This window comes from Uliginosibacterium sp. H1 (assembly GCF_036017065.1).
Classification (GTDB): domain Bacteria; phylum Pseudomonadota; class Gammaproteobacteria; order Burkholderiales; family Rhodocyclaceae; genus Uliginosibacterium.
Map to the genome: position 1 here is coordinate 640,780 of NZ_JAYXHR010000002.1, position 25,637 is coordinate 666,416.

Genomic DNA, 25,637 nt, shown 5'->3' on the forward strand with positions numbered 1-25,637 from the left:
GCGTTAGGCCTCCTCCAACGATGGGAAGAGCTGTTGCATCAAGCCCTGCTTGTGCGCTTTCAATGATTCAAGCCTGTCGGATTCGATAGTGATTTTGGTGTCAAGTGACGACAGGCAGTTGGCGATCCTCGTCTGCTCGTCGACCGAAACGGGCAAAGCAATTTCTAGGTTCTCAAATTCCTTCTGACCCAGGGTCTTGTTCCTACCCGCGCCACCTGGCGATGCCACCCCCAGCAAGCGCTTGCCTTCTTTGGTGAGGAAGAACCCCTTAACGTACTCAACATCGCACTTGCCGGGTTTCGCTACATACATTGGAAATCGGTGAGAGGCGATCATTCCGATTTCGTTTTCGGTGGTCGTCGCCACCGCTTGCTCCCAAGCAAACACAATATTTAGTACGAGAGCGTCTTGCACCACTTGAAACACTCGCTTTTCACCAATGACTTTGCCGAGAGTAGGTTCCTTGTGAAAGATGCCTTTTCCATGGGATCGAATACCGATCTCTCGATACGTTAGATCGGGTTCAACACTTACCGAGACGGAGGCTTTGCTCAGCAAACTTGCGATCTTCTGGGTGTGCCAAGAACCAGCGCTAGCGAACTCGGGGAAGCGGAGGCCGGGGAGGGTTTCGCCTTCGCGGGGGAAGAGTTGCTGCATCAGGCCGCGCTTGTAGGTCTTCAAGGCCTCGACTTTCCGCCCCTGCGCAGCAATCAGCTCGTCCAGCGAGCTCAGGCAGTCGGCGACTTTTTGCTGCTCGCGTTCATCGGGAAATGCAATCTCAAGTTGTGCAAGCTGACTGGGATATAGGTGCACAACGGTGTCACCTTGCGCAACTTTGGCAACGGCTCTTCGTTTTGGCCCATTCAGAAAGTAGCTGAGAAACACGCCGTTGTGCCTTGTCCGGATTACGTTCAGGTCACTTCCAAGCGCTACTTCGTCGAGTAGAACGCAAGAGGCTGTCGCTATGTCCTCTTTGGTCTCACCAGAGGCCGGAATGATCACGTCGTTTTTGCGACTCAGAAAGAGTTCCCATTCAGGCAAGTTGGTCCTAGACACAACTTCCAGAATGGTTTCGCCATATCGCGTGTACAGCTCACCGTAGCGAATACACAACCTGTTGCCATTCGGATCCACCTCGGCTTTTGAGATACCCCGACCTTTATGAAAAGTAGCTTCTGAGCCGAGAGTCATTTCCTTCCATTTAGCCGCCCCTTGAAACTCCGGAAACCGCAACTTCGGCACGAGCGCTTTCTTACTTTCCTTCTCCATCGCTCAATCCTCGTAAGCCTGAAGGCCCGAGATCTCGCGGCCTCCGGCGCGTTTCTTGAGCATCGGCACCAGCTCGCCCATCAAAGCCAGCTCCTTCTGCGTGCGGGCTTTCCAGCCCAACTCCAGCGGGGTGAGCAATTCGGTGAGTTGTTCGCCGTCGAAGATGCGGCGCTCCAGCACGCCATCCACAAAGCCTTGCAACGCAGCTGCGGGCAGGCCGTGGCGGGCGGCGAGTTCGTTCAGCTCGCGCGCGGCCTTCACGGCCTTGAATTGCTGATAGCCGGTGCGGATGGCGCGTTCGTCCAGCCCTTCTCCGGCCTTGAGGCCCATGACGTATTCGGTGATGAGGTCGCGCTCGTCGATGAATTTGGCGTCGCCTCCGATGAGGCTGATCAGTTGATCGCGGCTCATGCGGGCCGTGCCAGGCTTCTTGGTCGAGTAGTCGGCGATGAGGTGCATGATGTAGTCGTAATCAATCGTCGCGGAAGCGAAGAGCGAGAGTTCGAGATCAAGCTGGGCCAGTGCCTGGCGCGTGTCGTCCTCTGCCCGGTTGCCTGCGCTCGCGCGTTCGTCGCGCAGGCGCTTGGCGGTTTCGAGGTACTGGCCACGGAAGGCGTTCAGTTCATCCTTGGGCAAAATGGTCTGGATGGTGTCTGTCTGCTCCGGCGTGAGGTCGGTGTATTGATCGAGCTGGGTCTGCAGCTTTTGCACCTTCTTGAAAGCTTCGATAAAGCCGATGCGGGCTTCGTCGCCCTTTAGCTGCGCGATCTCTTCAGGTTTGCCGGACAGGCCATGGACCTGCAGGAAAGTCTGCAGGCCGATCTTGGCTTCCTGCAGTTTCTCGATCACGGCGGGGGCTTTTTCCACCAGCCAGATCTTGCGGGCGGCTTCGGCCTTGGCGCCGGAGAAAAGAACGATGGCGGTGTCGACCGCTTCTTGCTGGCCCCGGAAGTCGATGATCTGGCCGAAGGGTTTGGTGTCGTTCAGCACGCGGTTGGTGCGGCTAAAAGCCTGGATGAGGCTGTGGTATTTGAGGTTCTTGTCGACGTAAAGCGTATTGAGGTACTTGCTGTCGAAGCCGGTGAGCAGCATGTCGACAACGATGGTGACGTCGATCTTGTGCTGCGCGGCGCTCGGGTTGACCTTGCGCAGGTCGACATCGGGCCATTGCTGGTCTTTGATGCGTTGCTGCACGTCCTGGTAGTAAAGGTCGAACAGGTAGATGGAGTGATTGGTGCCGTAGCGGGCGTTGTAGTCCGCGATGATGGCTTCAAGCGCGGCTTTCTTGCCTTCGGGGTCTTGCTGGTTGTCCTGGTTTTCCTGCTGCAGGTCGTCCTGAAGCTGACGTACATCGGCCGCGCCATTGGGGTTGGGGTTTTGCGGATCGTCAGCCAGCGCTTTGGCCGGTGGTGAAAACACCGTCGCGATATTGAGCGGCAGGTATGCCGGATTGCTCGCAGCCTTCTCCGACTGAACGGTCTTGAACAGCTCAACGTACTCGATGGCGTCATTGATTGAGGCCGTGGCAAAGATGGCGTTGAACTTGCGCCCGCCCGTGGCGGCATCGTGCTTGGTGAGGATGGCCTCCACAATGGCCCGCTTGGTTGGTTTTATGAACTTCTTGGGCGGGCTGGGTGGATTGGTTTCCTCCGGCATTCCGTAGTAATCGACGTGAAAGCGCAGGACGTTGCGATCTTCAATCGCGTGGGTGATGGTGTATTCGTGCAGGCACTGCTGGAAGAGGTCTTCCGTGGTCTTCAGCGTCTGCTCTTCTCCGCTGATCTGCCTGACAGTGGCGTTGTCGTCGAAGATGGGCGTGCCGGTAAAGCCGAAGAGCTGGGCCTTGGGGAAGAACTCCTTGATGGTCCGGTGGTTCTCGCCGAACTGCGAGCGGTGGCATTCGTCGAAGATGAAGACGATGCGCTTGTCGCGCATGGCTTCGAGCTGGTCGGCATAGGTGGCGAGCCCGCGCTTTTCGCGGCTCCTGTTGCGTTTGCTGTTTTCGTTCAGCGCCAGGCCTAGCTTCTGGATGGTGCAGACGATGACCTTGTCGGCCGCGTCGTCCGAGAGCAGTCGACGGACCAGTTCACCGGTGTTGGTATTGCTCTCGACGCAGCCTTCCTGGAAGCGGTTGAATTCCTCGCGGGTCTGGCGGTCGAGGTCTTTGCGGTCGACGACGAACAGGCATTTCTCGATGTTCGGATTGGCCTTGAGCAGGGTGGAGGCCTTGAAGCTGGTGAGCGTTTTGCCGCTGCCGGTGGTGTGCCAGACGTAGCCGTTGCCGCTGTTATCTTCGATGCACTTGACGATATTCTTGACGGCGTAGATCTGGTAGGGCCGCATCATCAAAAGCTTCTGCTCGCTGGCGACCAGCACCATGTAGCGGCTGATCATCTGGCCAAGCGTGCACTTGGCGAGGAAGGCATCGGAAAACTCATCGAGACCGGTGATCTTGGTGTTGTCTGGCGCTGCGAATTGGTAGATGGGCAGAAAGCGCTCGTCGGCATTAAAGCTGAAATGCCGGGCATTGTTGTTGGCAAAGTAGTAAGTCGAGGTGCGATTACTGACCACGAACACCTGCATGAAACACATCAAGGTGCGCGTGAAGCCATTTCCCGGATCGTTCTTGTACTCGACGATCTGTTCGATAGCGCGGCGCGGGTTGATGCCCAACGTTTTCAGTTCGATCTGCACCGCCGGCACGCCGTTGATGAGCAGCACGACGTCGAAGCGGTGATGGCTGTAGTCCGAATTGATGCGCAGTTGGCTAGCAATTTCGAAGCTGTTCTTGCACCAGTCGTCGATGTTGACGAGGGTGTAGTTCAGTGGCGTGCCGTCCTCGCGGGTAAAGCTACTACGTGTGCGTAACGTTTGCGCGGCGGTGAAAACATCAGGAGTGACGATCTCTTCGAGCAGGCGCGCAAATTCTTCGTCGGTCAGCTTGACGCGGTTGAGCAGCTCGAATTTTTCACGGAAGTTGGCTTCGAGCGTAGCGCGGTCGCGAATATCGGGACGCGGCGTGTACTTGAGGTCGCCAAGCTTGGTGATGAGGGCTTGCTCGATCTGGGCTTCGTTTGTGCTCATGAGCGTTTCCGGTTCGACGCTGGATTGCTTCATATGGTGTCGATGCTGTACGTCTAGGTCTCGTCCCGCGTAAGGATGCAGTTCAGTGCGAGATTGATGTAGTAGTTCGAGCGGCCGATCTTGCGCTTTTCCAGGAAACTGCCAGCGCACAAGGCATCGAGGTACTTGGTGGCTGTGAGGCGCGAGACCTGGAGGTCGTGCTCGATGAATTCGATCTTGGTATAGGGATGCGCGAACAGACTGTTGATGAGGTCCTGGCTGTAGAACTTGTAGGTACTGCGGATGCGGTGCTTGATGTCCATCACCGCATCGCGGATCAGGACGACGGTGTCGATGGTGTGGGCAGCGGTGTCCTCGACGGCGTTGAGCATGTAAAGCGTCCATTCCTCCCAGTTGCCTTGATCGCGCACGCTCTGGAGCAGACGGTAATAGTCGGCCTTGTTGCGCACGATGTGGCGAGAGAGGTAAAGCAGGGGGATGTTGAGCAAGCCCTTCTGCATCAGGTACAGCACGTTAAGGATGCGTCCGGTACGGCCGTTGCCGTCGTAGAAAGGGTGAATGCTTTCGAACTGGTGATGGATGATGGCCATCTTGACCAGGGGATCAGCATCAAAACGCGCGTCGTCGTTGATGAAGCTTTCGAGATCGCGCATCAGGGTGGCGATGGTGTCGGGATCTTGCGGCGGGGTGTAGACCGTGGCGCCGAAACCGTCCTTGAGGGCGGTGCCGGGCAGCTTGCGAAAGCCAGCGTGGTTTTTCTCCAGCGCGGCCTGGATTTCGATGATGTGGTTGTTGGTGATGAGGCCCGTATCGATCACCCGCTCGTGGCCGATCCGCAGCGCCTGGATGTAGTGGCGTACTTCCTTCGCGGCAGGATTCACGAGGTCCGGGAAAGCATCGCCCTTGAAAAGCTCGTCGTGCGTGGTGACGATGTTTTCGATAGCCGAGCTGTCTTTCGCTTCCTGCATCGACAGGGTGTTGATGAGGATTCCGTCGTTCGGCATGGACGCCGCGAGACCTTTGAGCTCGGCAAGTTTGCGACTGGTGGTGGCTAGCTTCTTGAGGATTGCCGGGGTTTCGAAGCTGGCGGGTTTGAGCTGCTGGAGATCAGTCAGCGCTTCGCTATGGGTGCTTTCGGGAGGCATCCGGAAAGTCTCCGTTTTCTATACATGTTTTCTGGACGTGCATAGAAAATAGCCGATTTCTATACACTTGTCTGGTGACGTGTATAAAAATCGGCCAGATTCCTGATGTATTCTACGAGAGGTGAAAAATTCTCTTTCATCTCTAGCAGCTTGAAAATCAACCATTCAATGGCTGATTTTCAACCAGGCTCAGACATCAATATTCCGTGCATTCAAGGCGTTACGTTCGATGAATTCCCGACGCGGCTCAACTTGGTCGCCCATCAGCGTGGTGAAGATTTCATCCGCCGCGATGGCGTCGTCGATCTGTACCTTGAGCAGGCGGCGCACGGTGGGGTCCATGGTCGTTTCCCACAGCTGCTCGGGGTTCATTTCGCCGAGGCCTTTGTAGCGCTGCTTACCGAGGTTGCGTTCCACTTCGTTGAGCATCCAGCGGATGGCTTCGCTGAAGCTGGCTACCTTGGCGCTCTTCTCGCCGCGGCGCATTTCGGCGCCGTCGCCGATCAGGCCGGCGATGGTTTCGCTGCTCTTGCGGATCTGCTGATAGTCGCCGGAGACGAGGAAGTCCTGATCGATATGGGTGACGCGGGTGTTGCCGTGGAGCAGGCGGGCGATGCGGATGCGCCAGGTTTCCGACTGGGCGTCGTATTCCGGCGAGAGGCGCACGTCCTTGCCGAGCTTCGCCTGCAGGCGGTCGCTGGCGGACTGAGCGGCAGCTTCGTCGGTAAGTTCGACAGGGATGTCATTGGCAAGGAGGGCGTGCAGCACTTCGCTGTCCACCCAGCTTTCCAGGCGGTTGATGATGGCTTCGGACAGCAGGTAGCTGCGCGCCAGGTCGCCAAGGGCTTCGCCTTCGATGGGTGTAGCACCTTCACGCGGCAGGAAGCTGGAGCCGTCCAGCGCCATGCTGAGCAGGTGGGTGGCCAGCTCGTGGTCGTCCTTGATGTAGCGCTCGGTCTTGCCGTGCTTGATCTTGTACAGCGGCGGCTGGGCGATGTAGATGTTGCCGCCTTCCACCAGCTCGGGCATCTGGCGGTAGAAGAAGGTGAGCAGCAGGGTGCGGATGTGCGCGCCGTCCACGTCCGCGTCGGTCATGATGATGATGCGGTGGTAGCGCAGCTTCTCGGGCTTGTAGTCGTCCTTGCCGATGCTGGTGCCCAGCGCGGTGATCAGCGTGGCGATCTGCTCGGAGCTGATGAGCTTGTCGAAGCGCGCGCGTTCCACGTTGAGCACCTTGCCGCGCAGCGGGAGGATGGCCTGGAATTTACGGTCGCGGCCCTGCTTGGCGGAGCCGCCGGCGGAGTCACCCTCGACGAGGTAGAGCTCGCACTTGGAGGGGTCGCGTTCCTGGCAGTCGGCGAGCTTGCCGGGCAGGCCGACGCCGTCCAGCACGCTCTTGCGGCGGGTCATTTCGCGGGCCTTGCGGGCGGCCTCACGTGCTCTCGCAGCCTCGACGATTTTTCCACATATCGTCTTGGCGTCTATCGGTTTTTCCAGCAGGTATTCAGCAAGTTTTTCGGCGACGACTTCTTCCACCGCCGGGCGGGCTTCGCCGGACACCAGCTTCATCTTCGTCTGCGAGGCGAACTTGGGGTCGGGCATCTTCACCGACAACACGCAGGCCAGGCCTTCGCGCATGTCGTCACCGGTGATCTCCACCTTGGCCTTCTTGGCGATCTCGTTTTCTTCGATGTACTTGTTGATGACGCGGGTCATCGCGGCGCGCAGACCGGTCAAGTGGGTGCCGCCATCACTCTGCGGGATGTTGTTGGTGAAGCACAGCACCTGTTCCTGGTAGGAGTCGTTCCACTGCATGGCGACTTCGACCGACAGTTCCACGTCGTTGCCGCTGTTGTTCACGCGGGTGGTGCCGGACGAGTAGAAGACGTTGGGATGCAGGACGGTCTTGGCGCGATTGATGTAGTCGACGAAGCCCTTCACGCCACCGGAGAAGGCGAAATCCTCTTCCTTGCCGTTGCGCTGGTCGACCAGCTTGATGCGCACGCCGTTGTTCAGGAAGGACAGCTCGCGCAGGCGCTTGGCAAGGATGTCGTAGTGGTACTCGATGTTGCCGAAGATCTCTTCGTCGGCGAGGTAGTGCACCTCGGTACCGCGCTTCTCGGATTCACCCAGCACGCGCAGCGGCGAGACTTCCACACCGTTCTGTACTTCGATCAGGCGGTCCACCGGCTTGCCGCGCTGGAACTCCATGAAGTGCTTCTTGCCATCGCGACGAATGGTGAGGCGCAGGAACTTGGACAGCGCATTCACGCAGCTCACACCCACGCCGTGCAGGCCACCGGACACCTTGTAGCTGTTCTGGTTGAACTTGCCGCCGGCGTGCAGCACGCACATGACGATCTCGGCGGCGGAACGCCTGGGCTCGTGCTTGTCGTCGAACTTGATGCCGACCGGGATTCCGCGACCGTTGTCCGTCACCGAAATCGAGTTGTCGGTGTGGATGGTCACCACGATGTCGTCGCAATGGCCGGCCAGGGCTTCGTCGATGGCGTTGTCGACCACCTCGAACACCATGTGGTGCAGGCCGGTGCCGTCGGAGGTGTCGCCGATGTACATGCCGGGACGCTTGCGGACGGCTTCCAGACCTTCCAGTTGCTGGATGGAGGATTCGTCGTAATCGCTGGCGTTGCCGTTGGGCGGAGTGACTTGGTCGGACATGTGGGGATCAACCTCGGGGTGGACGGCCGCTGCCGACGTTGCGCGGAGCAACGTCGGCAGGGAGGCAGAAGGAGCGGATGGAAAGGCGCGCGGTGTTCAGAGCGTCGTTCTCAGATCCGCATCGGCATGACGACGGCCTTGAAGTTGGCGTCGCCAGGCAGCGTGAAGAGGGCGGAGGACATCGGCTCGTTGAGGTGGATTTCCACTTCGTCTTCGCTGACGTTGTTGAGCACGTCCAGCAGGTAGGACACGTTGAAGCCGATCTCCAGGCTGTCGCCGGAGTAGTCGACTTCCAGCTCTTCCTGGGCTTCTTCCTGCTCGGCGTTGGAGCTGATGATTTTCAGCAGGCCGGATTCGAGCTGGATGCGCAGGCCGCGGAATTTCTCGTTGGTCAGGATGGCGGCACGTTGCAGCGACAGCAGCAAGGCCTGGCGCGGTGCCTTGACCAGCTTCGGGTTGCCTTGCGGCACCACGCGGTCGTAGTCCGGGAACTTGCCGTCGATGAGCTTGGAGATCAGCTCGATGGGGCCGAAGCGGAAGGCAGCCTGGTTGCCCGTGATGACGATTTCCACCGGCTCGTCGGTGTCGGCCAGTTGGCGGGCGAGCTCCAGCACAGTTTTGCGCGGCAGGATGATCTCGGTGCGGGCGACGCCGGATTCCAGCTCGGTAGCAGCCAGGGCCAGGCGGTGGCCGTCGGTGGCGACCATGCGCAGGGTGGTGCCCTCGGCGACCAGCAACAGGCCGTTGAGGTAGTAGCGGATGTCCTGCGCCGCCATGGCGTAGGCCACCTGGGAAAGTTGATGGCGCAGGGCGCTCTGGGACAGCACCAGGCGCACGGAGTCGCCTTCGCCGCGCTGCATGCGGGGGTAGTCGGCCGCGGGCAGCGTCTGCAGCTGGAAACGGCTCTTGCCGGCGCGCAGGGTCAGCTTCTTGTCGTCCAGCACCAGTTGCACTTCGGCGTCGGCCGGCAGGGCACGCAGGATGTCCTGGAACTTGCGGGCGGCGACGGTGATCGAGGCGTTCTCGCCACCGGCAGCACCGGTGGTGCGCGTGGTGATCTGGATCTCGATGTCGGTAGCCAGCAGGGTCAGGTCAGTGCCCTGCTTCTCCAGCAGTACGTTGGAGAGGATGGGCAGGGTGTGACGCTTTTCGACAATGCCTGCGACGGACTGCAGCGGAGCGAGGAGGGCGTCGCGGGTAGCTGTTAACAGAAGCATTTATATAACTCTCCTAATACTTATATAGCGCGGCAGTTTGTGTGGATAAGTACTAAAAAACCAATGATTTCAGCGGGTTGACCCTGTTGAAGACCTTGTGGGAATGGGCAGGGACGGCGCTGTGGGCAAATGGGGACAAAAAACGGCTGTGGCTTCCACGTAAGGGATGTCCACATTAGGTCCCAAGACCTGAGGCCTGGTTGTCCACAGCTTGTTCATCTTGTTGTTTGTGTTCCGTTCAGCCTCTCAAAGTCTGGGACAACACGTGCAGATCGTGATTAAGCTGTTGATCTGCAAGGCGAAGATCAGCAATGGTGCGGCAGGCATGCAGCACCGTGGTGTGGTCACGCCCGCCGAAGGCGTCGCCAATGGCAGGCAGTGAATTCGGTGTCAGTTCCTTGGCCAGGTACATGGCGACCTGGCGCGGGCGGGCGATGTTACGGGTGCGTTTGGCGGACAGCATGTCGGCCAGCTTGATCTTGTAGTAGTCGGCCACCGTCTTCTGGATCAGCTCGAAGGTGATCTGGCGGTTGTGGGCGGCCAGCAGGTCGCGCAGGGCCTCGCGGGCGACTTCCACGCTGATGTCGCGGTCGTGGAAGCGGGCATAGGCCACCACGCGCTTCAGCGCGCCTTCCAGCTCGCGGACGTTGGAGCGCAGGTTCTTGGCGATCAGGAAGGCGACTTCGTCCGGTAGTTCGACACCGTCGAAGGCGGCTTTCTTCTGCAGGATGGCGACGCGCATTTCGAGTTCCGGTGGCTCGATCTGGACCGTGAGGCCCCAGTCGAAGCGGGAAATCAGGCGGTCTTCCAGGCCCTGGATGTCCTTGGGATAGGTATCGCAAGTGATGACGATCTGCTTCTTTGCCTCGGTCAAGGCATTGAATGCATGGAAGAATTCGTCGCGGGTGCGTTCCTTGTTGCCGACGCCGAGGAACTGGATGTCGTCGATCAGCAGCAGGTCCAGCGAGCGGTAGTAGCGCTGGAACTGGTCGAAACTCTTCTGTTGGTAAGCGCGCAGCACGTCGGCGAAGTAGTCCTCGACGTGTACATAGCGCACCACGGCTTTCGGGTTGGCCTGCAGGACGGCGTTGCCGATCGCGTGGATCAAGTGGGTCTTGCCGAGGCCGACGCCGCCATAGACGAAAAGCGGGTTGTACGAGATGCCGGGATTGTTGGCCACCTGCATGGCGGCAGCACGGGCCAGGTCGTTGGCGCGGCCCGTCACCAGGGTGTCGAAGGTGAAGGCCGGGTTCAGGCGCGTCTTGTCGTAGTGGCCGCTGGTGTTGGCGCCATGAGTGGCCATGATGGCCGGAGACGACGTGATTTCGGCTACCGGCGCTGTGTTGGCCTTGGTCGTCGTCGGCAACTTGACCGGGCCCTTCTGGGGGGCGGCAGCCGGTGCCGGGGCGGCATTGCCATCGCCACCGAGCGCCAGGGTGATCGGTACAGCGGAGCCGAAGAACTCCTCGCCAAGCTGTTCGATGCGGCGCAGGTAGCGCTCGCGCACCCACTGCAGCACGAAGCGGTTGGGCGCAGTCAGCACCAGCGCAGGCGAGTCCTCACCATCGCGCGCCTCCAGGGCGCGGATCCAGGTGTTGAACTGCTGGCTGGGCAGCTCCTGCTCCAGGCGAGCGAGACAGACGTTCCAGAAAGCGAGGCTCACGGTGTGGTGATGCAGTGTTTTGTATGGCCCGCCTTGAACTGCCGGCGGACTCGGGTTTGACCGGTCGCAACGCCGGGGGCCGGATGACATGCAGGCCCCTGACTCTCCTCCCTCGTCGAATTTTTCCTCGCGATACGGAAACCCGGCCAGATGCTGGCAAAGCGACCGTAAAAGCAGTGAAAAACCGGGAAATCCCGTGTTTCGGCAAGGGCTTGGACGATGCTCCGGCGACCTTGCGAGCGACATCGACAAGCGCTCGATTCTACTCCCCCGGAAGGTATTTATCCACAGGCTGCAAACCGTGACAGCAGGGCTGCAGGTTGACAGTCGGGCCTCACTCCGCTTTAATCGCGCGTTTCACGCGAATTGGAAGATCCATCATGAAGCGCACCTACCAACCCTCCGTCGTCCGTCGTAAGCGCACCCACGGTTTCCTGGTCCGCTCGCGCACCCGTGGCGGTCGTGCGGTGCTGGCTGCTCGCCGTGCCAAGGGCCGTCATCGCCTGGCAGTCTGAGTGTCCTGCGGGGCAAGGCGCTGCTGGCGGCGTGACGAGATTGCCGCCCAAGTTGTCGTATCGCTTTCGACCCCTGCACCGCTTACGCAAAACGGATGAGTATTCATCCGTTTTTGCTTTCCGGCGGGCACTCAGAGGGCGTTTCTTCATGCTTCACTACCGGCCGGCCGGCCTTTCCAGCGCTCGTCTGGGGGTGGTCGTGGCCAAGAAGCTGGCGCGTCGCGCTGTCTTGCGCAATCTCATCAAGCGCCTGGCGCGGGAGCATTTCCGCCATGTGCGTGACACCTTGCCTGCCTACGATCTGATCCTGCGCCTGTCCCAGCCAGCAGCGAAGGTGCCTCGCGCAGCGCTGAGGCTGGACTTTGCTGAACTGCTGCGAAAGCTGCCTGTCAGTGATGGCCGGAGCAGCCAATGAGTCACCTGCTGGTGTGGTTGCTGCGTGGCTATCGCTATTTCATCAGTCCCTGGCTGGGATCGGCCTGCCGTTTCCAGCCCAGTTGTTCCGCTTACGCCATCGAGGCCCTGCAGAAGCACGGCGGCGCAAAGGGTTCATGGCTGGCGGTGCGTCGCATCGCCCGTTGTCACCCCTGGTGCGACGGTGGCTATGATCCTGTTCCCTGATTTTCACCAATCCAACGGATAGACCCGAGAAATCATCATGCAGATGGATGCCCGACGAATGATCCTCGTGGTGGTGTTCACGTTCTCCCTGATCATGCTGTGGGAGAACTGGACCCGTCACAACCAGCCGAAGGAACCGGTGACCGCCGGTACCAGCGCCCAGGTTACGGCCGTGCCGACGCCGAGCGCCTCCGCGCCGGTCGCCCCGGGTGCTTCGGCGCCGGTGGCCAGTCCGACGGCAGCACCGAACACGGGCTATGCCAATCTGCCCAACGCAGTGGTGCGTACCGACATGCTGGTGGCGGAGGTGTCCGCCCTGGGCGGTGACATCAGCCGCCTGGAGTTGCTGAAACATCAGGCAACGGGTGATGCCAGCCAGAATTTCGTGCTGCTGGACGCAACGGGCGGTCATCGCTACGTCGCGAATGGCGGCTTGATCGGTGAAGGCCTGCCGAATCACAAGACGATCTTCGAACTGACGCCGGGCGAATTCTCGCTGGCGGATGGCCAGGACAAGCTGGAACTGCGCCTCAAGGCCCGTGCAGAGAACGGCGTCGAAGTCACCAAGGTGCTGAGCTTCCATCGTGGCAGCTACGAGATCGGTGTGGCCTACGAAGTGAACAACACCGGCACGGTGCCGCTGAACACCACGACCTATTTCCAGCTGGCGCGTGACGACAAACCTGCCGAGCAGGCGGGTGGTTTCTTCACCGGCGTGACCACCTACACCGGTCCGGCTTTCTACACGAACGAAACCAAGTTCCGTAAGGAGAGCTTCAGCGACATCGCCAAAGAGAAGACTTCGTTTCTTGAGCGTAAAGTCGATGGTAAGGGCAATGTTGTTTTGAACCGGCAGGCCAATGACGGATGGGTAGCGATGGTGCAGCACTACTTTGTTGGCGCTTATTTGCCGCAGGGTGATGTACCGCGCGAGTTCTATGGACGCAACGTTAATGGTGATTACAGCGTCGGCGTCATGCTGCCGATGACGGTGGTGCCGGGCCAGCAGGGCCGTATCGAAGTACCGCTGTATGTGGGTCCGCAGGAGCAGAAGAAGCTGGCCAACATCGCCCCGGGTTTCGATCTGGTGGTGGACTATGGTTGGCTGACCGTGATCGCCGCGCCGCTGTTCTGGCTGCTGGAGTTCATCCACCGCTTCGTCGGTAACTGGGGCTGGGCGATCATCATCGTGACCATCCTGCTCAAGGGCGCGTTCTTCCCGCTGTCCGCGGCCGGCTACAAGTCGATGGCGAAGATGAAGACGCTGATGCCGCGCATGAAGCAGCTGCAGGAGCGTTATGCCGGCGACCGGATGAAGCTCAATCAGGAAATGATGGAGCTGTACCGCAAGGAGAAGGTGAATCCGATGGGCGGCTGCCTGCCCATCCTCGTGCAGATTCCCGTCTTCATCGCGCTGTACTGGGTGTTGCTCGGCACCGTGGAAATGCGCCAGGCGCCTTGGATCGGCTGGATCCGCGACCTGTCGCAGATGGACCCGTACTACGTGCTGCCCGTCCTCAACGGCATCACGATGTTCATCCAGACCAAGCTGAACCCGACCCCGCCGGACCCCATCCAGGCCAAGGTCATGCTGTTCATGCCGCTGATGTTCACGGTGATGTTCCTGTGGTTCCCGTCCGGCCTGGTGCTGTACTGGGTCGTGAACAACCTGTTGTCGATTGCCCAGCAGTGGTACATCAACCGCATGATCGAGTCGGGCAGTGGCGCGGCCAAACCCGCGAAGTGATGTGATCGCAGCCATCGCGACCGCTCCCGGTCGCGGTGGCATCGGCGTCGTGCGGGTGTCCGGCCCGCATCTCGCCACGCTGGCGCAAACCCTCACCGGACGTCTTCCCAAACCTCGCCTGGCGACCCTGGCGGGTTTCTACGATGCAGACGGACAGGCCATCGACCAGGGCCTGTTGCTGTACTTCCAGGCACCACATTCCTATACCGGCGAGGATGTCCTCGAGTTGCAGGGACATGGCGGACCCGTCGTCATGCAGCTGCTGCTGGCGCGCTGCGTCGAGCTGGGTGCCCGCCTGGCCGAGCCCGGTGAGTTCACCCGCCGTGCCTTCCTGAACGACAAGCTGGATCTTGCGCAGGCGGAGGGGGTGGCCGATCTGATCGACGCGTCGACGAGCGCGGCCGCACGGTCCGCGATGCGATCGTTGTCGGGCCGCTTCTCGCAGGAGGTCCATGCCTGGCGTGATCGCCTGGTGGATCTGCGCATGCTGGTAGAGGCCACGCTGGACTTCCCCGAAGAGGAGGTGGACTTCCTTGAAGCCGCCCGCGCCGTCCCACGTCTGGACGCGCTGGTGTCGGACCTGCGGCATTTGCTGGCGAAGGCCCAGCAGGGCAGCTTGCTTCGTGCCGGTTTGCAGGTTGTGCTGGCCGGGCAGCCGAACGTCGGCAAGTCCAGCCTGCTGAACCAGCTCTCCGGCGAGGACCGGGCGATCGTCACCGAAGTGGCGGGTACCACGCGGGACGTGTTGCGCGAGCAGATCCAGATCGAAGGCATTCCGCTACACATCATCGACACCGCGGGTTTGCGCGAGACGGATGACCAGGTGGAGAAGATCGGCATCGCTCGTACCTGGGCGGAGATCGGGCGGGCGGATGTGATCCTCCGCCTGGTGGATGCAAGGCTCGGGATCACACCGGCGGATCACGACATCGATGCGCGCCTTCCGGCAGGCGTGCCGGTGGTGTGGATCTTCAACAAGATCGACTTGGCGGGCGAAGCCGCGCACGCGGGGATTGCAGAGCAGGACGACGCGCTTTGGCTGTCCGCCAGGGACGGGACGGGCATCGAGTTGCTTCGCGAACGGCTGCTGAAGGTTGCGGGTTGGCAGGCAGGCCAGGAGCAGGATGTATTCCTGGCACGCGAGCGGCACTTGCTGGCGCTGCGGGAGGCGTTGGCGCATGTCGCCACGGCGCGGGACTGCACGGCCCAGCTCGACCTGATGGCGGAGGAACTGCGTCTTGCGCAGGAATCGGTGAACACCATTACCGGCGAGTTCGGTGCGGATGACTTGCTCGGGGTCATCTTTTCGAGGTTCTGCATCGGCAAGTAGGGGCTATAGTGATCCGGTTGTGCACCGCAGGAGATGATGATGGCCGGATTCGAAGATTACGGCACTACAGCCAGCCAGATTGCAGCCGAGATCGAACGCAAGCTGATTGCGCTAGGAGTCGATTGGCGGGATGAAGGGAAGCTGAGGGAACTGGCGCGCGAGGCTTTCGCATACGACGCGAGCAAGGGGTTTCCCGGGGCAGGCTCACTCGATCCGCAGAGGCGTGCCAAGGTGGAGTTGTACGGCCTCGTCGTGTTGATGATGATGACGATGGAAGAGAGCGCGAATCACGGTTTGGAGGTGCGGGGCAATGATGCCTGGCGCGCGATAGGCAAGGCGCTGTGGACCGAGAAGGAAGGCAGCGCACGCAAGGGAGCGTAGTGTTTCACGTGGAACATCTGGATCTTTGGTGGTGGTTGTTACTCGGTGGCGGTGCATTCGTTGCCGGATTGGTTGATGCAGTGGTCGGTGGTGGCGGGCTCGTTCAGGTTCCGTTGCTGCTGGCGGTTTTCCCGACGGTTCCGGTCCCCATCCTCTTCGGAACCAACAAGCTGTCCTCGATAGCCGGTACGGCGTCGGCAGCCTGGCACTACGCCAAGGAAGTGCACATCCCGCGCTCCGTGGCCATTCCGGGCGCCATAGCGGCCCTGATCGGCGCATGGCTGGGCGCCGGCGCGGTAAGCCTGATCCCCACCGCGTGGCTGCGGCCGATGGTGTTGATCCTCCTTGTGGTGGTGGGGACCTATACCTGGCTGCGCCCGCAACTCGGGCAACAGAGAGGAGAAGCGCCGCCCCGTTATCGCGGGGCAATCATGGCTTCCGTGATCGGCGGCGGCATCGGTTTTTACGACGGTTTCTTCGGGCCAGGCACGGGGAGCTTCCTGATCCTCGCCTTCGTGAAGCTGTTCCGGATGGACATGCTGCAGGCGTCAGCCACGGCGAAGGTGCTGAACTTTGCGACCAACCTGGCGGCCATCGTTTTCTTTGCGCTCTTCCACGGGGTGCTATGGGCGGTGGGGCTGGTGATGGCGGTATGCAACGTCGCCGGTGCGCAGGTGGGTGCGCGACTGGCGGTCCGCCACGGCAATGCGTTTGTCCGTGTGCTGTTCCTGGTGGTGGTATCGGTCCTCGCCCTGAAGCTGGGTTACGACGTGATCAAGGCCTGATGTTCCACGTGGAACATCACCGGCTGCGTCGATCATCACCACAATCCATGGCAATCGTCGGCCGCTGATTGAATCCTTTCCGCCGTGAATGCAGTCTCACCGCATTATGGGCAGCGGAGTCCGGATCATGCGTCGATCATCGTGGGTGGGGCTGGGTGTCTCGGTGGCTGTGGTGTCCGCCTGCGGAGGGGGTGGCGGCGGCGGTGGGTCGTCCGGGAGCAGCAGTAGCTCCAGCAGCGGTGGCGCACTCAGTACGCGCTGCGATGTGGCGCCGGCCATCACGACGCCGGGGACGATCAGCGTCACCACCCTGGCGAGTGGCCTGCAAAACCCCTGGGGTCTGGCTTTTCTTCCGGATGGTAGCGGCCGGGCGCTGATCACCGAGCGCCCGGGGCGGATGCGCCTGATGCAGGCGAATGGCAGCCTCTCGTCACCGATCGCCAATCTGCCAGCCGTTCAGGCCCAGGGGCAGGGCGGCCTGCTGGATGTGGTGCTGGATCCCGCCTTCGCCAGCAACAACACTATCTACTGGAGCTACTCCGAAGCCGGAACCGGCGGAACCTCCGGGACGGCCGTCGCCCGTGGCGTCCTCAACCTCAATACGCTCAGCCTGTCCGCGGTCACCGTCATCTATCGGCAGCAGCCGAAGCTTGGCGGAAACAACCACTACGGTTCGCGTCTCGTATTCGCCAACGACGGCAGCCTGTTCGTCACCCTGGGGGACCGTCAGGTGGATCCCACCCAGGGCGCAGCCCATCCGGCCCAGAATCCCGACCAGCCGATGGGCAAGGTGGTGCGCATCACCAGCGCCGGCGGTGTGCCGCCGGACAACCCCTTCGCCGCGCAAAGCGGGGAGCGCCGCTATGTCTGGAGCCTCGGCCACCGCAACCCGCAAGGGGCGACCATCCACCCGCTTACCGGCCAGCTATGGATCGGCGACCACGGTGCCCAGGGCGGAGATGAGATCAACCTCGCACAGCCCGGCCGCAACTACGGCTGGCCCGTGATCAGCTACGGCCTGCACTACGGCGGCGCCGCGATCGGCGAGGGCGCCGCCAGGCAAGGCATGGAGCAACCGCTCTGCTACTGGGACCCATCGATTGCGCCCGCCAATATGGTCTTCTACACGGCCGGCAACGTTCCGGCCTGGCAGGGCAACCTGTTCGTGGCCGTCCTGAAGGATACGTCCCTGGTCCGCCTCAGCTTCAACGGCACACAGCCCAGCGGCTACCAGCGCATCGCCATGAACGCCCGCATACGGGATGTGCGTGTCGGGCCGGATGGCTGGCTGTACCTCCTCACCGACGAAAACCCCGGTGAGGTCCGCAAGCTGGTCGTGCAGTAGCCGATCCGGGAGAAGTCTCAGGAGCGCGTCTGGGCCTGCAGCCCGTCACGGCGACCCGCCGGCCGGACGAGGCCCAGCCGCTGCCAGACCAGTCCGTAAGCAACGAGGCCCACACCGCAGACGCTCATCGTACGGAAGGCGCCGAGCGCCAGCCATTCCTCGATGTCGCTTCCATGCGCCAGCAGACCCTGGACCAGCGGTCCGACCGACACCAGCAGCGTGCCCAGTGCGAACGCCAGCCATAACGAGCGGCGCTGGACATGCGTCAGCCGGCTCGCCGGCAGGAAGCCGCTCGCCTCGCGGCCCAATGCCTGCAGCCCGACATGCCCCACCCATACAAGGCCGGCGATGCCCAGTACATGCTGCAGCAGGTTGTACAGCGGCAGGTGGTAGCTGCCCGCCTGCAGTACTTCCATTTGCAGGAAGGGCATCAGTTGGACGAAGAACTGTTCCTGGTGCGTGAAGCCGTCCAGCAGCAGATGGCTGATCGACCCGACCAGCAGGCCGACCGACACGGCGCGCACCGATGCCGTCGGTAGCCCGGGCCGGGCAAAGCGCGCCAGCCTTGCCCGCAACGATGCCATCGGCATCAGGTCGCAGACGGCGGCCCGGATCACGTGGTGCCACAGCAGGTAACACAGCCAGCCCACCGGCAGGCAGAACCACAACAGGCCGTCCAGCGTGTGCGAGCTGCGCGGCAGGGCGGCTGGCAGCATGTAGGCGATGTCGGGCACCCAGCTGCCGATGACCAGCGTGGACACCGGCACGCGACGACCGCTGAGACGGCCCAGCGGACGCGCCAGCGGCACCGCGTAGGCGGCGTGTGAAAGCGTGAAAGGCATTCCGCGACTCTCCGGGAGGGTTCAGAAGCAGCGTTGCGGTGGAGCGCCAGACCGGGCGCCCCGCCGTGCTGCGAAGCAGCAAAATTATACGACTTCGTTTACAGGCTTTTGATTCCCTTCACCAATCGGACGTGCTGCATTGCCGCGATCGAGGAGCAAGCCATGCCAGTCCACCTTGCGGGTGGCGAGCATCACGGCGGCGAGCAGGCCGAACAACAACAGGCTGCCCATCAACAAGGCGTTCTGCTCGGACAGGAGGATTCCGTACAGCGCGCCGTACAACAGGGCCAGCCCGCCCGTGAAACCCGCCGCCAGCGCGCGGCTGCGCAGCAGGCTGGCCAAGTACACGCCGATCAGCGTCACGCAGGCGGTGGCCGCCACGCCGTACGCAGGGCCGAAGCCGATGTGCTCGGCCAGCGCCAGCAGCAGCACGAAGAACATCAGCAGGGCGGCCCCGGTCAGCAAATAGTGGAGGGCATGCAGCTGCAGGCGGCGCAGCAGCTCGAACAGCAGGCAGGCACCCAGCGTCAGCACCACGAACAGCACGGCGTACTTGCTGGCGCGGTCGGCCATGACATAGACATCCACAGGATCCACCAGCGCCACCGTGAAGGCGTCCAGCGACTTGCCGGCGTGAGCTTCCGCGGTGCCGCCGCTGGCCCGCTCCTGCCACAGGTTGCCGGCGTTGGTGGCCAGCGCGCTGACGCGCCACATGGCGTTGAAGCCGCGTTCGTTGGTCTCCCGCTGTACCGGCAGGAAACGCCCGCCGAAGGACGGGTGCGGCCAGGGCGAGTTGAGCGTGGCGGTGTTCTCGCGGGCCATCGGCACCATCGCGAAACTGTCGGTCCCCACCAGCTCCAGGTTCAGCTCGAAGGGCAGGCTGCGACCTGCCAGCGTGCCCAGCGCACCCGCCGCCGCCTGCGCGCCGCTGCGCAGCCCGTTCAGCCCGCTGCCGGCCTCGGCCACCAGCGTGCGGCCATCCACGCGCATGTCCAGCCGGCGCAGGCCACGTGGATCGCTGACCGCGAAGGCCAGCCGCGCGGTGCCTGGCTGCAGCGTCGATTCCTTGCGGCTGCGTGGCAATTGCTCCAGCGCCGGCACGGTGAAGGCGCCATGCAGGCGCCCGGCCAGCACATAGCCGTTCACGCGGAACAGGCCGCGATAGCGCGGCTCGGTGATCAGCTGCCCGCTCAGCGCCAGCGAGTCCGGCAGCACGACGTGGCGATGCTCGATGCGGCGCGTCTCGTGGCGCAGCACCCGGTCGGTGGCGTCGCGGACCGGCTCCTCGTACTGCTCGGTGTAGTCCAGCACCAGCCCGACGCCGTTCAGCGACTGCGCGCCGGCCAGGCTCTCGGCGACCGACTGCCGCGCCTGCTCGCGGAACACCAGCCGGTCTGTCACGACGCCGCGCACCATGGCCCCGGCGATGATCAATAGCAGCCCGACGAGGCTGACTGTCATCAGCTTGATGGCGAAACTCTTCATTCCTGACTCCCTGTGTGTTCGGAGCCAGCAGGATGGAGCGCGCGGGTGAGGCCGCGATGAGGCGCCACGGCGGCGTGGTGAGCGCCGTGTGAAGCCCGTGTGAAGTCAGCAGGGCAGGCGCAGTTCGGCGCTCACGCCGCCGTCCGGGCGATTGGCCAGGGACACGCCGCCGCCATGCAGGACGGCGATCTCCTGCACGATGGCCAGCCCCAGGCCGCTGCCCTTGCTGCCATCCGGCCGGGACAGCCCGTAGAAGCGCTCGAAAAGGCGTGGCAGGGCGTAGTCCGGGATCGCCGGACCGGTGTTGTGGATGCGCAGCACCGCCTGTCCGTCGCCCTGTTGCAGATCGATCTCGATGGCCGAGCCGGCGCTGGCGTGGTCCAGCGCGTTGTCGAGCAGGTTGCCGATGGCCAGCGCCAGACGGTCACGCTCGCCATGCAGCGCGATGGCCGGAAAGCCGCCGCGCTCGAAGCGCAACGAAGCGGCCTCGGCACGGCCGCGGCGGGTGGCGATCATCTCCGTGACCAGTGCGCCGAAATCCAGTGCCTGCGCGTGCTCCAGGCTACGCCGCGCCTCCAGTTGCGACAGCGCCAGCATGCGTTCGATGGTGGCCTGCATGCGCGCGCCCTGTTCCAGCACGTGGGCGGCGAAGCGGCTGCGCTCGGCTTCCGGCAAGCCCGGCTCGGCGAGGATCTCGCCGGCCCCGCGCAGGGCCGCCAGCGGGCTCTTCAGCTCGTGGGTCAGGGCCTGTACGTAGTGCTCGACGTACTGCTTGCCGTCCAGCTCGCTGCGCATGGTTTCCATGGCATTCGCCAGCTCGCTCAGCTCGCGGCCGCCGCCGGTGGGGGGCGTCACGCGCTTGCCGGCCGCCACGTCGCGCGCGTAGGCACGCAGGCGGCGGATCGAGGCGGTGAGCCACAGCGTCACGCCCAGGCCGATCAGCGCCGCGCCGCCCATCAACACGATGCCGTGGCGCAGGATGGTCTGCTCGCTGCGCTCGATGATCGGCTCCACCGTGGCGACCGGCTTGGCCACCGTCAGCACGCCGATGATGCGCGCGCCGTCGCGGATCGGCGCGGCGACGTGGAACACGTTGGACTTGTCGTCGGCCTCGTCCAGCCGCGTGGAGCGAGCGCCGTACTCGCCGAGCAGGGTCTTGTAGACGTCGTTCCAGCGTGAATGGTCCAGGCCTTCGGCCTGATGGTCCGAGTCCAGCAGCACGATGCCTTTGTCATCGGTGACCAGCACCCGGAAATCCAGCGACTGCTTGCGGAAGTGCCAGATCGGCGCGTCGATCTCGCGGCGGCGGTACTCGTCGAGCTGGCGCGCGAAAGCGCCATCCTTGATGCGCCCAGCCTTCAGCTCGTCCGTCGCCATCACCGCCAGCAGGTTGGCGGCGTCCACCATCGTCTCCTCGATGGTCTCGCGCACGCTGGGCCGCACCTCGTTCACGAAGATGCGCAGCACGAAGAAGGCGGCCAGCCCGACCACCAGGAAGTAGCCGAGCAGGATGCGCAGGGGCAGGTTCATGGACGTGCCGGCGGCCTACCCGAACCAGCTGGCAATCACGCTGCCCGCTTTCCAAAGTCCAAGTGCGGCGGCCAGCCCGGCCACGGCGATGACCAGAAACAGCAGGAAGCCGATCAGCCACTGCAGCACGAAGCGGGTGCCTGCCGACTGCTTCAGGCCGATGCGATCACTCAGCTTGTCCGAAGACCACTTGGCGCCGCCCAGCACGGCATCGAAGCAGGCTCCTGCGAGGACCTCCATCATGCTCATCATGCAGCTCCCGTCAGTGAGTAACCGAGCCCCCGGTGCGTCGCGATCAGGTCCGCCTCCGGGGCCGCCGCGCGCAGCTTGGCGCGCAGGGTCTTGATGTGGGTATCCACGGTACGGTCGCTGCTGTCCGACCCGCGGCCCCACACCGCGTCCAGCAACTGGTCGCGCGAGAACACGCGGCCGGGATGCTTCAGCAGGTGGGCCAGCAACAGGTATTCGTAGCGGGTCAGCGTCAGCGCACGGCCAGCGTGGCTGATGCGGGCTGCCGCTTCGTCCAGTTGCAGAGCCAACGCGGCACCACTGGCGGGTGACGCCACACTTGCCGGCACCGTCGAAGCCAGCCGTCGCAACATCACGCGGATGCGGGCCACCACTTCGCGCGGGCTGAAGGGCTTGGCGACGTAGTCGTCCGCACCGATCTCGAAGCCCAGCACGCGGTCGATCTCCTCGCTGCGCGCGGTGAGGAACATCACCTGCACGTCCTGCCAGCCCTGCGCCGCACGGATGCGCCGGCACACCTCGAAGCCGGACAGGTCCGGCAGGCCGACGTCCAGCACCACCACCGCGATGCCACCGTCCTGCAGGCGGGCCAGCGCCTCGTGGCCGGTGCCCACGCATTCCGGCGCGAAGCCCTCGGTGCGCAGCGCATAGACCAGGGTCTCGGCGATGGCCGGCTCGTCCTCGACGATGAGGATGCGCGCAGCGGTGTGCGCAGAAGCGTGTGCAGGCGCGGATGCGTGCGGGTTCATGGGCGGATGCTATCCCAGCCTCAGGCCTGCCGGGGAGCGCGGCCCCGGATGCGCCTGTGGTAAGTTCGCGCCCATCCGCCCGACCCGCTGCCCGCCGCGCGGCGCATCCCGAGGAGCCCCGCATGATCACGCCCGCCCTGATGGCCAGCCTGCATCACCTGCTGTTCTTCATCATCATCGCCAGCCTGGTGGCCGAGCTGATCCTGCTGGCGCGGCCGATCGACGCAGCGTTGGCGAAGCGCCTCGCGCGCATCGACATGCACTACGGCATCTCCGCCATGGCGGTGCTGGCGGTGGGTTTCATGCGCGTGTTCATGTACGAAAAGGGCGAAGCCTTCTACTTCGGCAACGCCTTCTTCCACCTCAAGATCGGCATCTTCGCGGTGGTCGGAATCGCCTCGATCTACCCCACGGTGCTGCTGATACGCTGGTACCGCGCCTTCCGCAGCGGCCAGACGCCGGACACCAGCCGCGCGCCGCTGCTGCGCAAGCTGGTCATCGTGGAGTTGGCGGGTGTCGGCCTGATGCTGGTGTGCGCGGCGCTGATGGCGCGCGGGGTCGGGATGTTCCGCTGAGGCCATGTCTCTCACCATTCGCGCTCGGCCTGGTTGAAGCGGCGCTGCGCCATGACTACGTCAATGGAACGGACAGTTCACCCGTCGTTTTTCTGGAAGGTCTTTACGTGACGCCTGAAGCGCGGCGTCAGGGTGTCGCGGTGGAACTGGTGGCGGCGGTTGAAGAATGGGCACGTAAACGCGGTTGCCATGAACTGGCTTCCGACGCGGCGCTCGACAATCTCACCAGTCATGCAACGCATCACGCGCTGGGCTTCGCGGAAACTGAGCGCGTGGTGGTGTTCTTCCGCAAGCGTCTGGCCAAGGGCGCTGACTAAGGCGTAGGTTGGGTTGAGCGTAGCGAAGCCCAACACCGCTACGGACCGTTGGCTGAGCTTGTCGAAGCCAACACAGCGAAGCCGTGCTTGATCCGACCGACACACGCATCATGCAGGCGGGCGCAATGGCCCTTCGACAGGCTCAGGGCACGAGTTTCGACAGGCGCGATGCTGATTCCCGTATCGACCAATCTCAATCCCCCATCACCACCCCTTCCCGTCGCGGGTCGGCGCCGCCGAACCACATCACCTTGCCTTCCGGCGCGCTGCGCTGGATCGCCTGCAATCCACTGGTCTGCACGATGACGCGCACGTCGTGGCCGCGTGCCTTCAGGCCGTCGACCAGTGCGGTGGATGCGCGGCCTTGCTCCAGCTCGGTGGGGCCGTTGCGTGAGCCGAAGTTGGGGAGGCTGATGGCCTGCTGGGCGTCCAGACCCCAGTCCAGCGTGCCCACCAGGGTCTTGCCGACGTAGTTGATGATCGCCGAGCCGCCGGGCGAGCCGACGCTCATCGACAACGCGCCGCTGTTGCGCATGAACACCAGGGTGGGCGCCATCGAGGAGCGCGGGCGCTTGTTCGGCTGCACGCGGTTGGCGATGGGCGTGCCGTTCTCGGCGGGCAGGAAGGAGAAGTCGGTGAGCTGGTTGTTGAGCAGGAAGCCGCGCACCATGATCTGTGCGCCGAAGCCGTTCTCGATGGTGGTGGTCATCGCCACCGCACGGCCTTGCGCGTCCACCACCGAGATATGCGAGGTGGATGGCAGCTCCGGGCTGCGGTCGTCGGCCAGTGCCAGGGTGGCGCCGGCCGGCGTGCCGGGCCGGGCGACGCCCATGCTGCGCTCGCCGATCAGCGACGCACGGCCCTTGATGTACGCCGGGTTCAGCAGGCTGGCGGGGGAAGCGCCGGGCAGGGGTACGAAGTCGGGGTCGGCAACGTAGCGGTTGCGGTCGGCGTAGGCCAGGCGGCCGGCTTCGCTGAACAGGTGCGCCGCCTGCGGTGACGGCTCCAGTCCGAAATCGGCCTGCACCGGCGGGTGCTTCACGATGTCGGTGTGTTCCAGGATCGCCAGCATCTGCGCGATGGCCAGCGCGCCGGAAGACGGCGGTGGCATGCCGCACAGGCGGTACACGCGGTACTCGGTGCACAGGGGCTCCCGCTGCTTTGGGGCATAGCCGGCAAGGTCGGCCTCGGACAGCAGGCCGGGGTTGGTCGGGTGCTTGCGCACTCTGGCGACGATGTCGCGGGCGATGTTGCCCTCGTAGAAGGCCGCGCTTCCCCTGGTCGCGATGTCACGCAGCACCTTCGCCAGCTCCGGGTTCTTCAGGCGCGTGCCGGCGGCTTTGGGGCTGCCGTCGGCGTTGAAGAAGTAGGCGGCCATGTCGGGGTCGTTGCGCAGGGTTTTCGCTTCCGGCGCGGCCAGCATGGTGGCCAGGCGGGGGCTGATCAGGAAACCTTCCTCGGCGAGCCGGATGGCTGGCGCGAACAGGTCCTTCCAGGGCAGCCTGCCGTGCTCGCGGTGGGCCATCTCCAGCATGCGCAGGGCACCCGGCGTGCCCACGGAGCGGCCGCCGATCACGGCCTCCAGGAAGGGCAGGGGCTTGCCGTCGCGCAGGAAGAGTTCCGGGGTCGCCGCGGCCGGCGCCGTCTCGCGGCCGTCGAAGGCCTGCACGCGCTTGCCGTCCCAGTGCATCAGGAAGGCGCCGCCGCCGATGCCGGAGGACTGCGGTTCGACTAGGCCCAGCACCATCTGCACGGCAATCGCCGCGTCCACCGCGCTGCCGCCTGCCTTCAGCACTTGGTAGCCGGCATCGGTGGCGAGCGGATTGGCGGCGGCCACCATGAAGTGCTGCGCCTCCCAGCCGGGCTTGGGCGTGAAGCCGCTGGCGCCTTCCGGCGCGGGTGCGGCGGGTGGTGCAGAAGGCGGGGTATAGCGGAAGCCGCCAGCGGGGTCCGGGCCGGGGCTGGCACAGGCGGCCAGGCCGCACAGCAGCAGGATGGCCAGTCGGTGGTGACGTCGCAGGGGGAGGTCAGCCTGTGGTGTGGCGCTGAGCCTGCCGGCTGGGGATTGAGGCTTTGCCGGAGTCGTCATGGTGGTCTCCTCCCGCGCCC

Annotated in this window: 21 protein-coding genes and 1 pseudogene; 10 read left to right on the forward strand and 12 right to left on the reverse strand. The window is 63.4% G+C overall.

Going from position 1 to position 25,637, the window contains the following annotated elements:
- Positions 1-3: 3 nt before the first annotated feature.
- The 6 genes from VVD47_RS12590 to dnaA all read right to left on the reverse strand — a co-directional run bounded on the left by VVD47_RS12590 (position 4) and on the right by dnaA (position 11,057).
- The gene (locus VVD47_RS12590; RefSeq protein WP_327603818.1) at positions 4-1,269 is read right to left on the reverse strand and encodes a restriction endonuclease subunit S; all 1,266 of its coding nucleotides are present in this window, start codon (positions 1,267-1,269) and stop codon (positions 4-6) included.
- 3 nt (positions 1,270-1,272) lie between these two features.
- Complete coding sequence (locus VVD47_RS12595) at positions 1,273-4,353, reverse strand: type I restriction endonuclease subunit R (protein WP_327603819.1); 3,081 nt, start codon at positions 4,351-4,353, stop codon at positions 1,273-1,275.
- A 53-nt stretch (positions 4,354-4,406) separates the two neighbouring features.
- Entirely contained in the window at positions 4,407-5,498 is a 1,092-nt protein-coding gene (locus VVD47_RS12600) for a Fic family protein (protein WP_327603820.1), read from the reverse strand.
- Positions 5,499-5,687: 189 nt separating this feature from the next.
- Positions 5,688-8,177, reverse strand: coding sequence for a DNA topoisomerase (ATP-hydrolyzing) subunit B (gene gyrB / locus VVD47_RS12605; protein ID WP_327603821.1), 2,490 nt, complete (start codon positions 8,175-8,177; stop codon positions 5,688-5,690).
- 110 nt (positions 8,178-8,287) lie between these two features.
- Complete coding sequence (dnaN, locus tag VVD47_RS12610) at positions 8,288-9,394, reverse strand: DNA polymerase III subunit beta (protein ID WP_327603822.1); 1,107 nt, start codon at positions 9,392-9,394, stop codon at positions 8,288-8,290.
- A 238-nt stretch (positions 9,395-9,632) separates the two neighbouring features.
- A complete protein-coding gene (gene dnaA, locus VVD47_RS12615; protein WP_327603823.1) occupies positions 9,633-11,057 on the reverse strand; it encodes a chromosomal replication initiator protein DnaA in 1,425 nt (474 codons plus the stop codon).
- A gap of 380 nt (positions 11,058-11,437) precedes the next feature.
- Between dnaA and rpmH the strand changes: the two genes are divergently transcribed.
- The 8 genes from rpmH to VVD47_RS12655 all read left to right on the forward strand — a co-directional run bounded on the left by rpmH (position 11,438) and on the right by VVD47_RS12655 (position 17,781).
- Positions 11,438-11,572, forward strand: coding sequence for a 50S ribosomal protein L34 (rpmH, locus tag VVD47_RS12620; RefSeq protein ID WP_114403167.1), 135 nt, complete (start codon positions 11,438-11,440; stop codon positions 11,570-11,572).
- 31 nt (positions 11,573-11,603) lie between these two features.
- Positions 11,604-11,987, forward strand: coding sequence for a ribonuclease P protein component (gene rnpA / locus VVD47_RS12625; protein ID WP_327603824.1), 384 nt, complete (start codon positions 11,604-11,606; stop codon positions 11,985-11,987).
- Entirely contained in the window at positions 11,984-12,193 is a 210-nt protein-coding gene (gene yidD / locus VVD47_RS12630; RefSeq protein WP_327603825.1) for a membrane protein insertion efficiency factor YidD, read from the forward strand. Before rnpA ends, yidD begins: the two co-directional genes overlap by 4 nt.
- A gap of 43 nt (positions 12,194-12,236) precedes the next feature.
- Positions 12,237-13,940 (forward strand): membrane protein insertase YidC, encoded by a 1,704-nt coding sequence (gene yidC / locus VVD47_RS12635; protein ID WP_327604648.1) that lies wholly within the window; start codon positions 12,237-12,239, stop codon positions 13,938-13,940.
- Entirely contained in the window at positions 13,915-15,270 is a 1,356-nt protein-coding gene (mnmE, locus tag VVD47_RS12640; protein WP_327603826.1) for a tRNA uridine-5-carboxymethylaminomethyl(34) synthesis GTPase MnmE, read from the forward strand. The genes yidC and mnmE overlap by 26 nt, the downstream gene beginning before the upstream one ends.
- A 39-nt stretch (positions 15,271-15,309) precedes the next feature.
- Entirely contained in the window at positions 15,310-15,651 is a 342-nt protein-coding gene (locus VVD47_RS12645) for a hypothetical protein (RefSeq protein ID WP_327603827.1), read from the forward strand.
- An 8-nt stretch (positions 15,652-15,659) separates the two neighbouring features.
- On the forward strand, positions 15,660-16,436 hold the full coding sequence (locus VVD47_RS12650) for a sulfite exporter TauE/SafE family protein (protein ID WP_327603828.1): 777 nt from the start codon (positions 15,660-15,662) through the stop codon (positions 16,434-16,436).
- A 127-nt stretch (positions 16,437-16,563) separates the two neighbouring features.
- Complete coding sequence (locus VVD47_RS12655) at positions 16,564-17,781, forward strand: PQQ-dependent sugar dehydrogenase (RefSeq protein WP_327603829.1); 1,218 nt, start codon at positions 16,564-16,566, stop codon at positions 17,779-17,781.
- Between the two features lie 17 nt (positions 17,782-17,798).
- On the opposite strand, the gene VVD47_RS12660 is transcribed toward VVD47_RS12655, so the two are convergent.
- The 5 genes from VVD47_RS12660 to creB all read right to left on the reverse strand — a co-directional run bounded on the left by VVD47_RS12660 (position 17,799) and on the right by creB (position 22,636).
- A complete protein-coding gene (locus VVD47_RS12660; RefSeq protein ID WP_327603830.1) occupies positions 17,799-18,623 on the reverse strand; it encodes a DUF4184 family protein in 825 nt (274 codons plus the stop codon).
- Positions 18,624-18,707: 84 nt separating this feature from the next.
- Positions 18,708-20,108 (reverse strand): cell envelope integrity protein CreD, encoded by a 1,401-nt coding sequence (gene creD, locus VVD47_RS12665; RefSeq protein ID WP_327603831.1) that lies wholly within the window; start codon positions 20,106-20,108, stop codon positions 18,708-18,710.
- Positions 20,109-20,213: 105 nt separating this feature from the next.
- Entirely contained in the window at positions 20,214-21,638 is a 1,425-nt protein-coding gene (gene creC, locus VVD47_RS12670) for a two-component system sensor histidine kinase CreC (protein WP_327603832.1), read from the reverse strand.
- 15 nt (positions 21,639-21,653) lie between these two features.
- Positions 21,654-21,887, reverse strand: coding sequence for a hypothetical protein (locus VVD47_RS12675; protein ID WP_327603833.1), 234 nt, complete (start codon positions 21,885-21,887; stop codon positions 21,654-21,656).
- Positions 21,887-22,636 (reverse strand): two-component system response regulator CreB, encoded by a 750-nt coding sequence (gene creB, locus VVD47_RS12680; protein WP_327603834.1) that lies wholly within the window; start codon positions 22,634-22,636, stop codon positions 21,887-21,889. The genes VVD47_RS12675 and creB overlap by 1 nt, the downstream gene beginning before the upstream one ends.
- Before the next feature lie 122 nt (positions 22,637-22,758).
- Here creB and VVD47_RS12685 point away from each other — a divergent pair, with 122 nt between their 5' ends.
- Entirely contained in the window at positions 22,759-23,211 is a 453-nt protein-coding gene (locus VVD47_RS12685) for a DUF2214 family protein (RefSeq protein ID WP_327603835.1), read from the forward strand.
- A 23-nt stretch (positions 23,212-23,234) separates the two neighbouring features.
- Positions 23,235-23,528, forward strand: a pseudogene (gene aac(6') / locus VVD47_RS12690) (aminoglycoside 6'-N-acetyltransferase); the annotation flags it as partial.
- 193 nt (positions 23,529-23,721) lie between these two features.
- Here aac(6') and ggt read toward each other — a convergent pair.
- Complete coding sequence (gene ggt / locus VVD47_RS12695; RefSeq protein WP_327603837.1) at positions 23,722-25,617, reverse strand: gamma-glutamyltransferase; 1,896 nt, start codon at positions 25,615-25,617, stop codon at positions 23,722-23,724.
- Between the last annotated feature and the right edge of the window lie 20 nt (positions 25,618-25,637).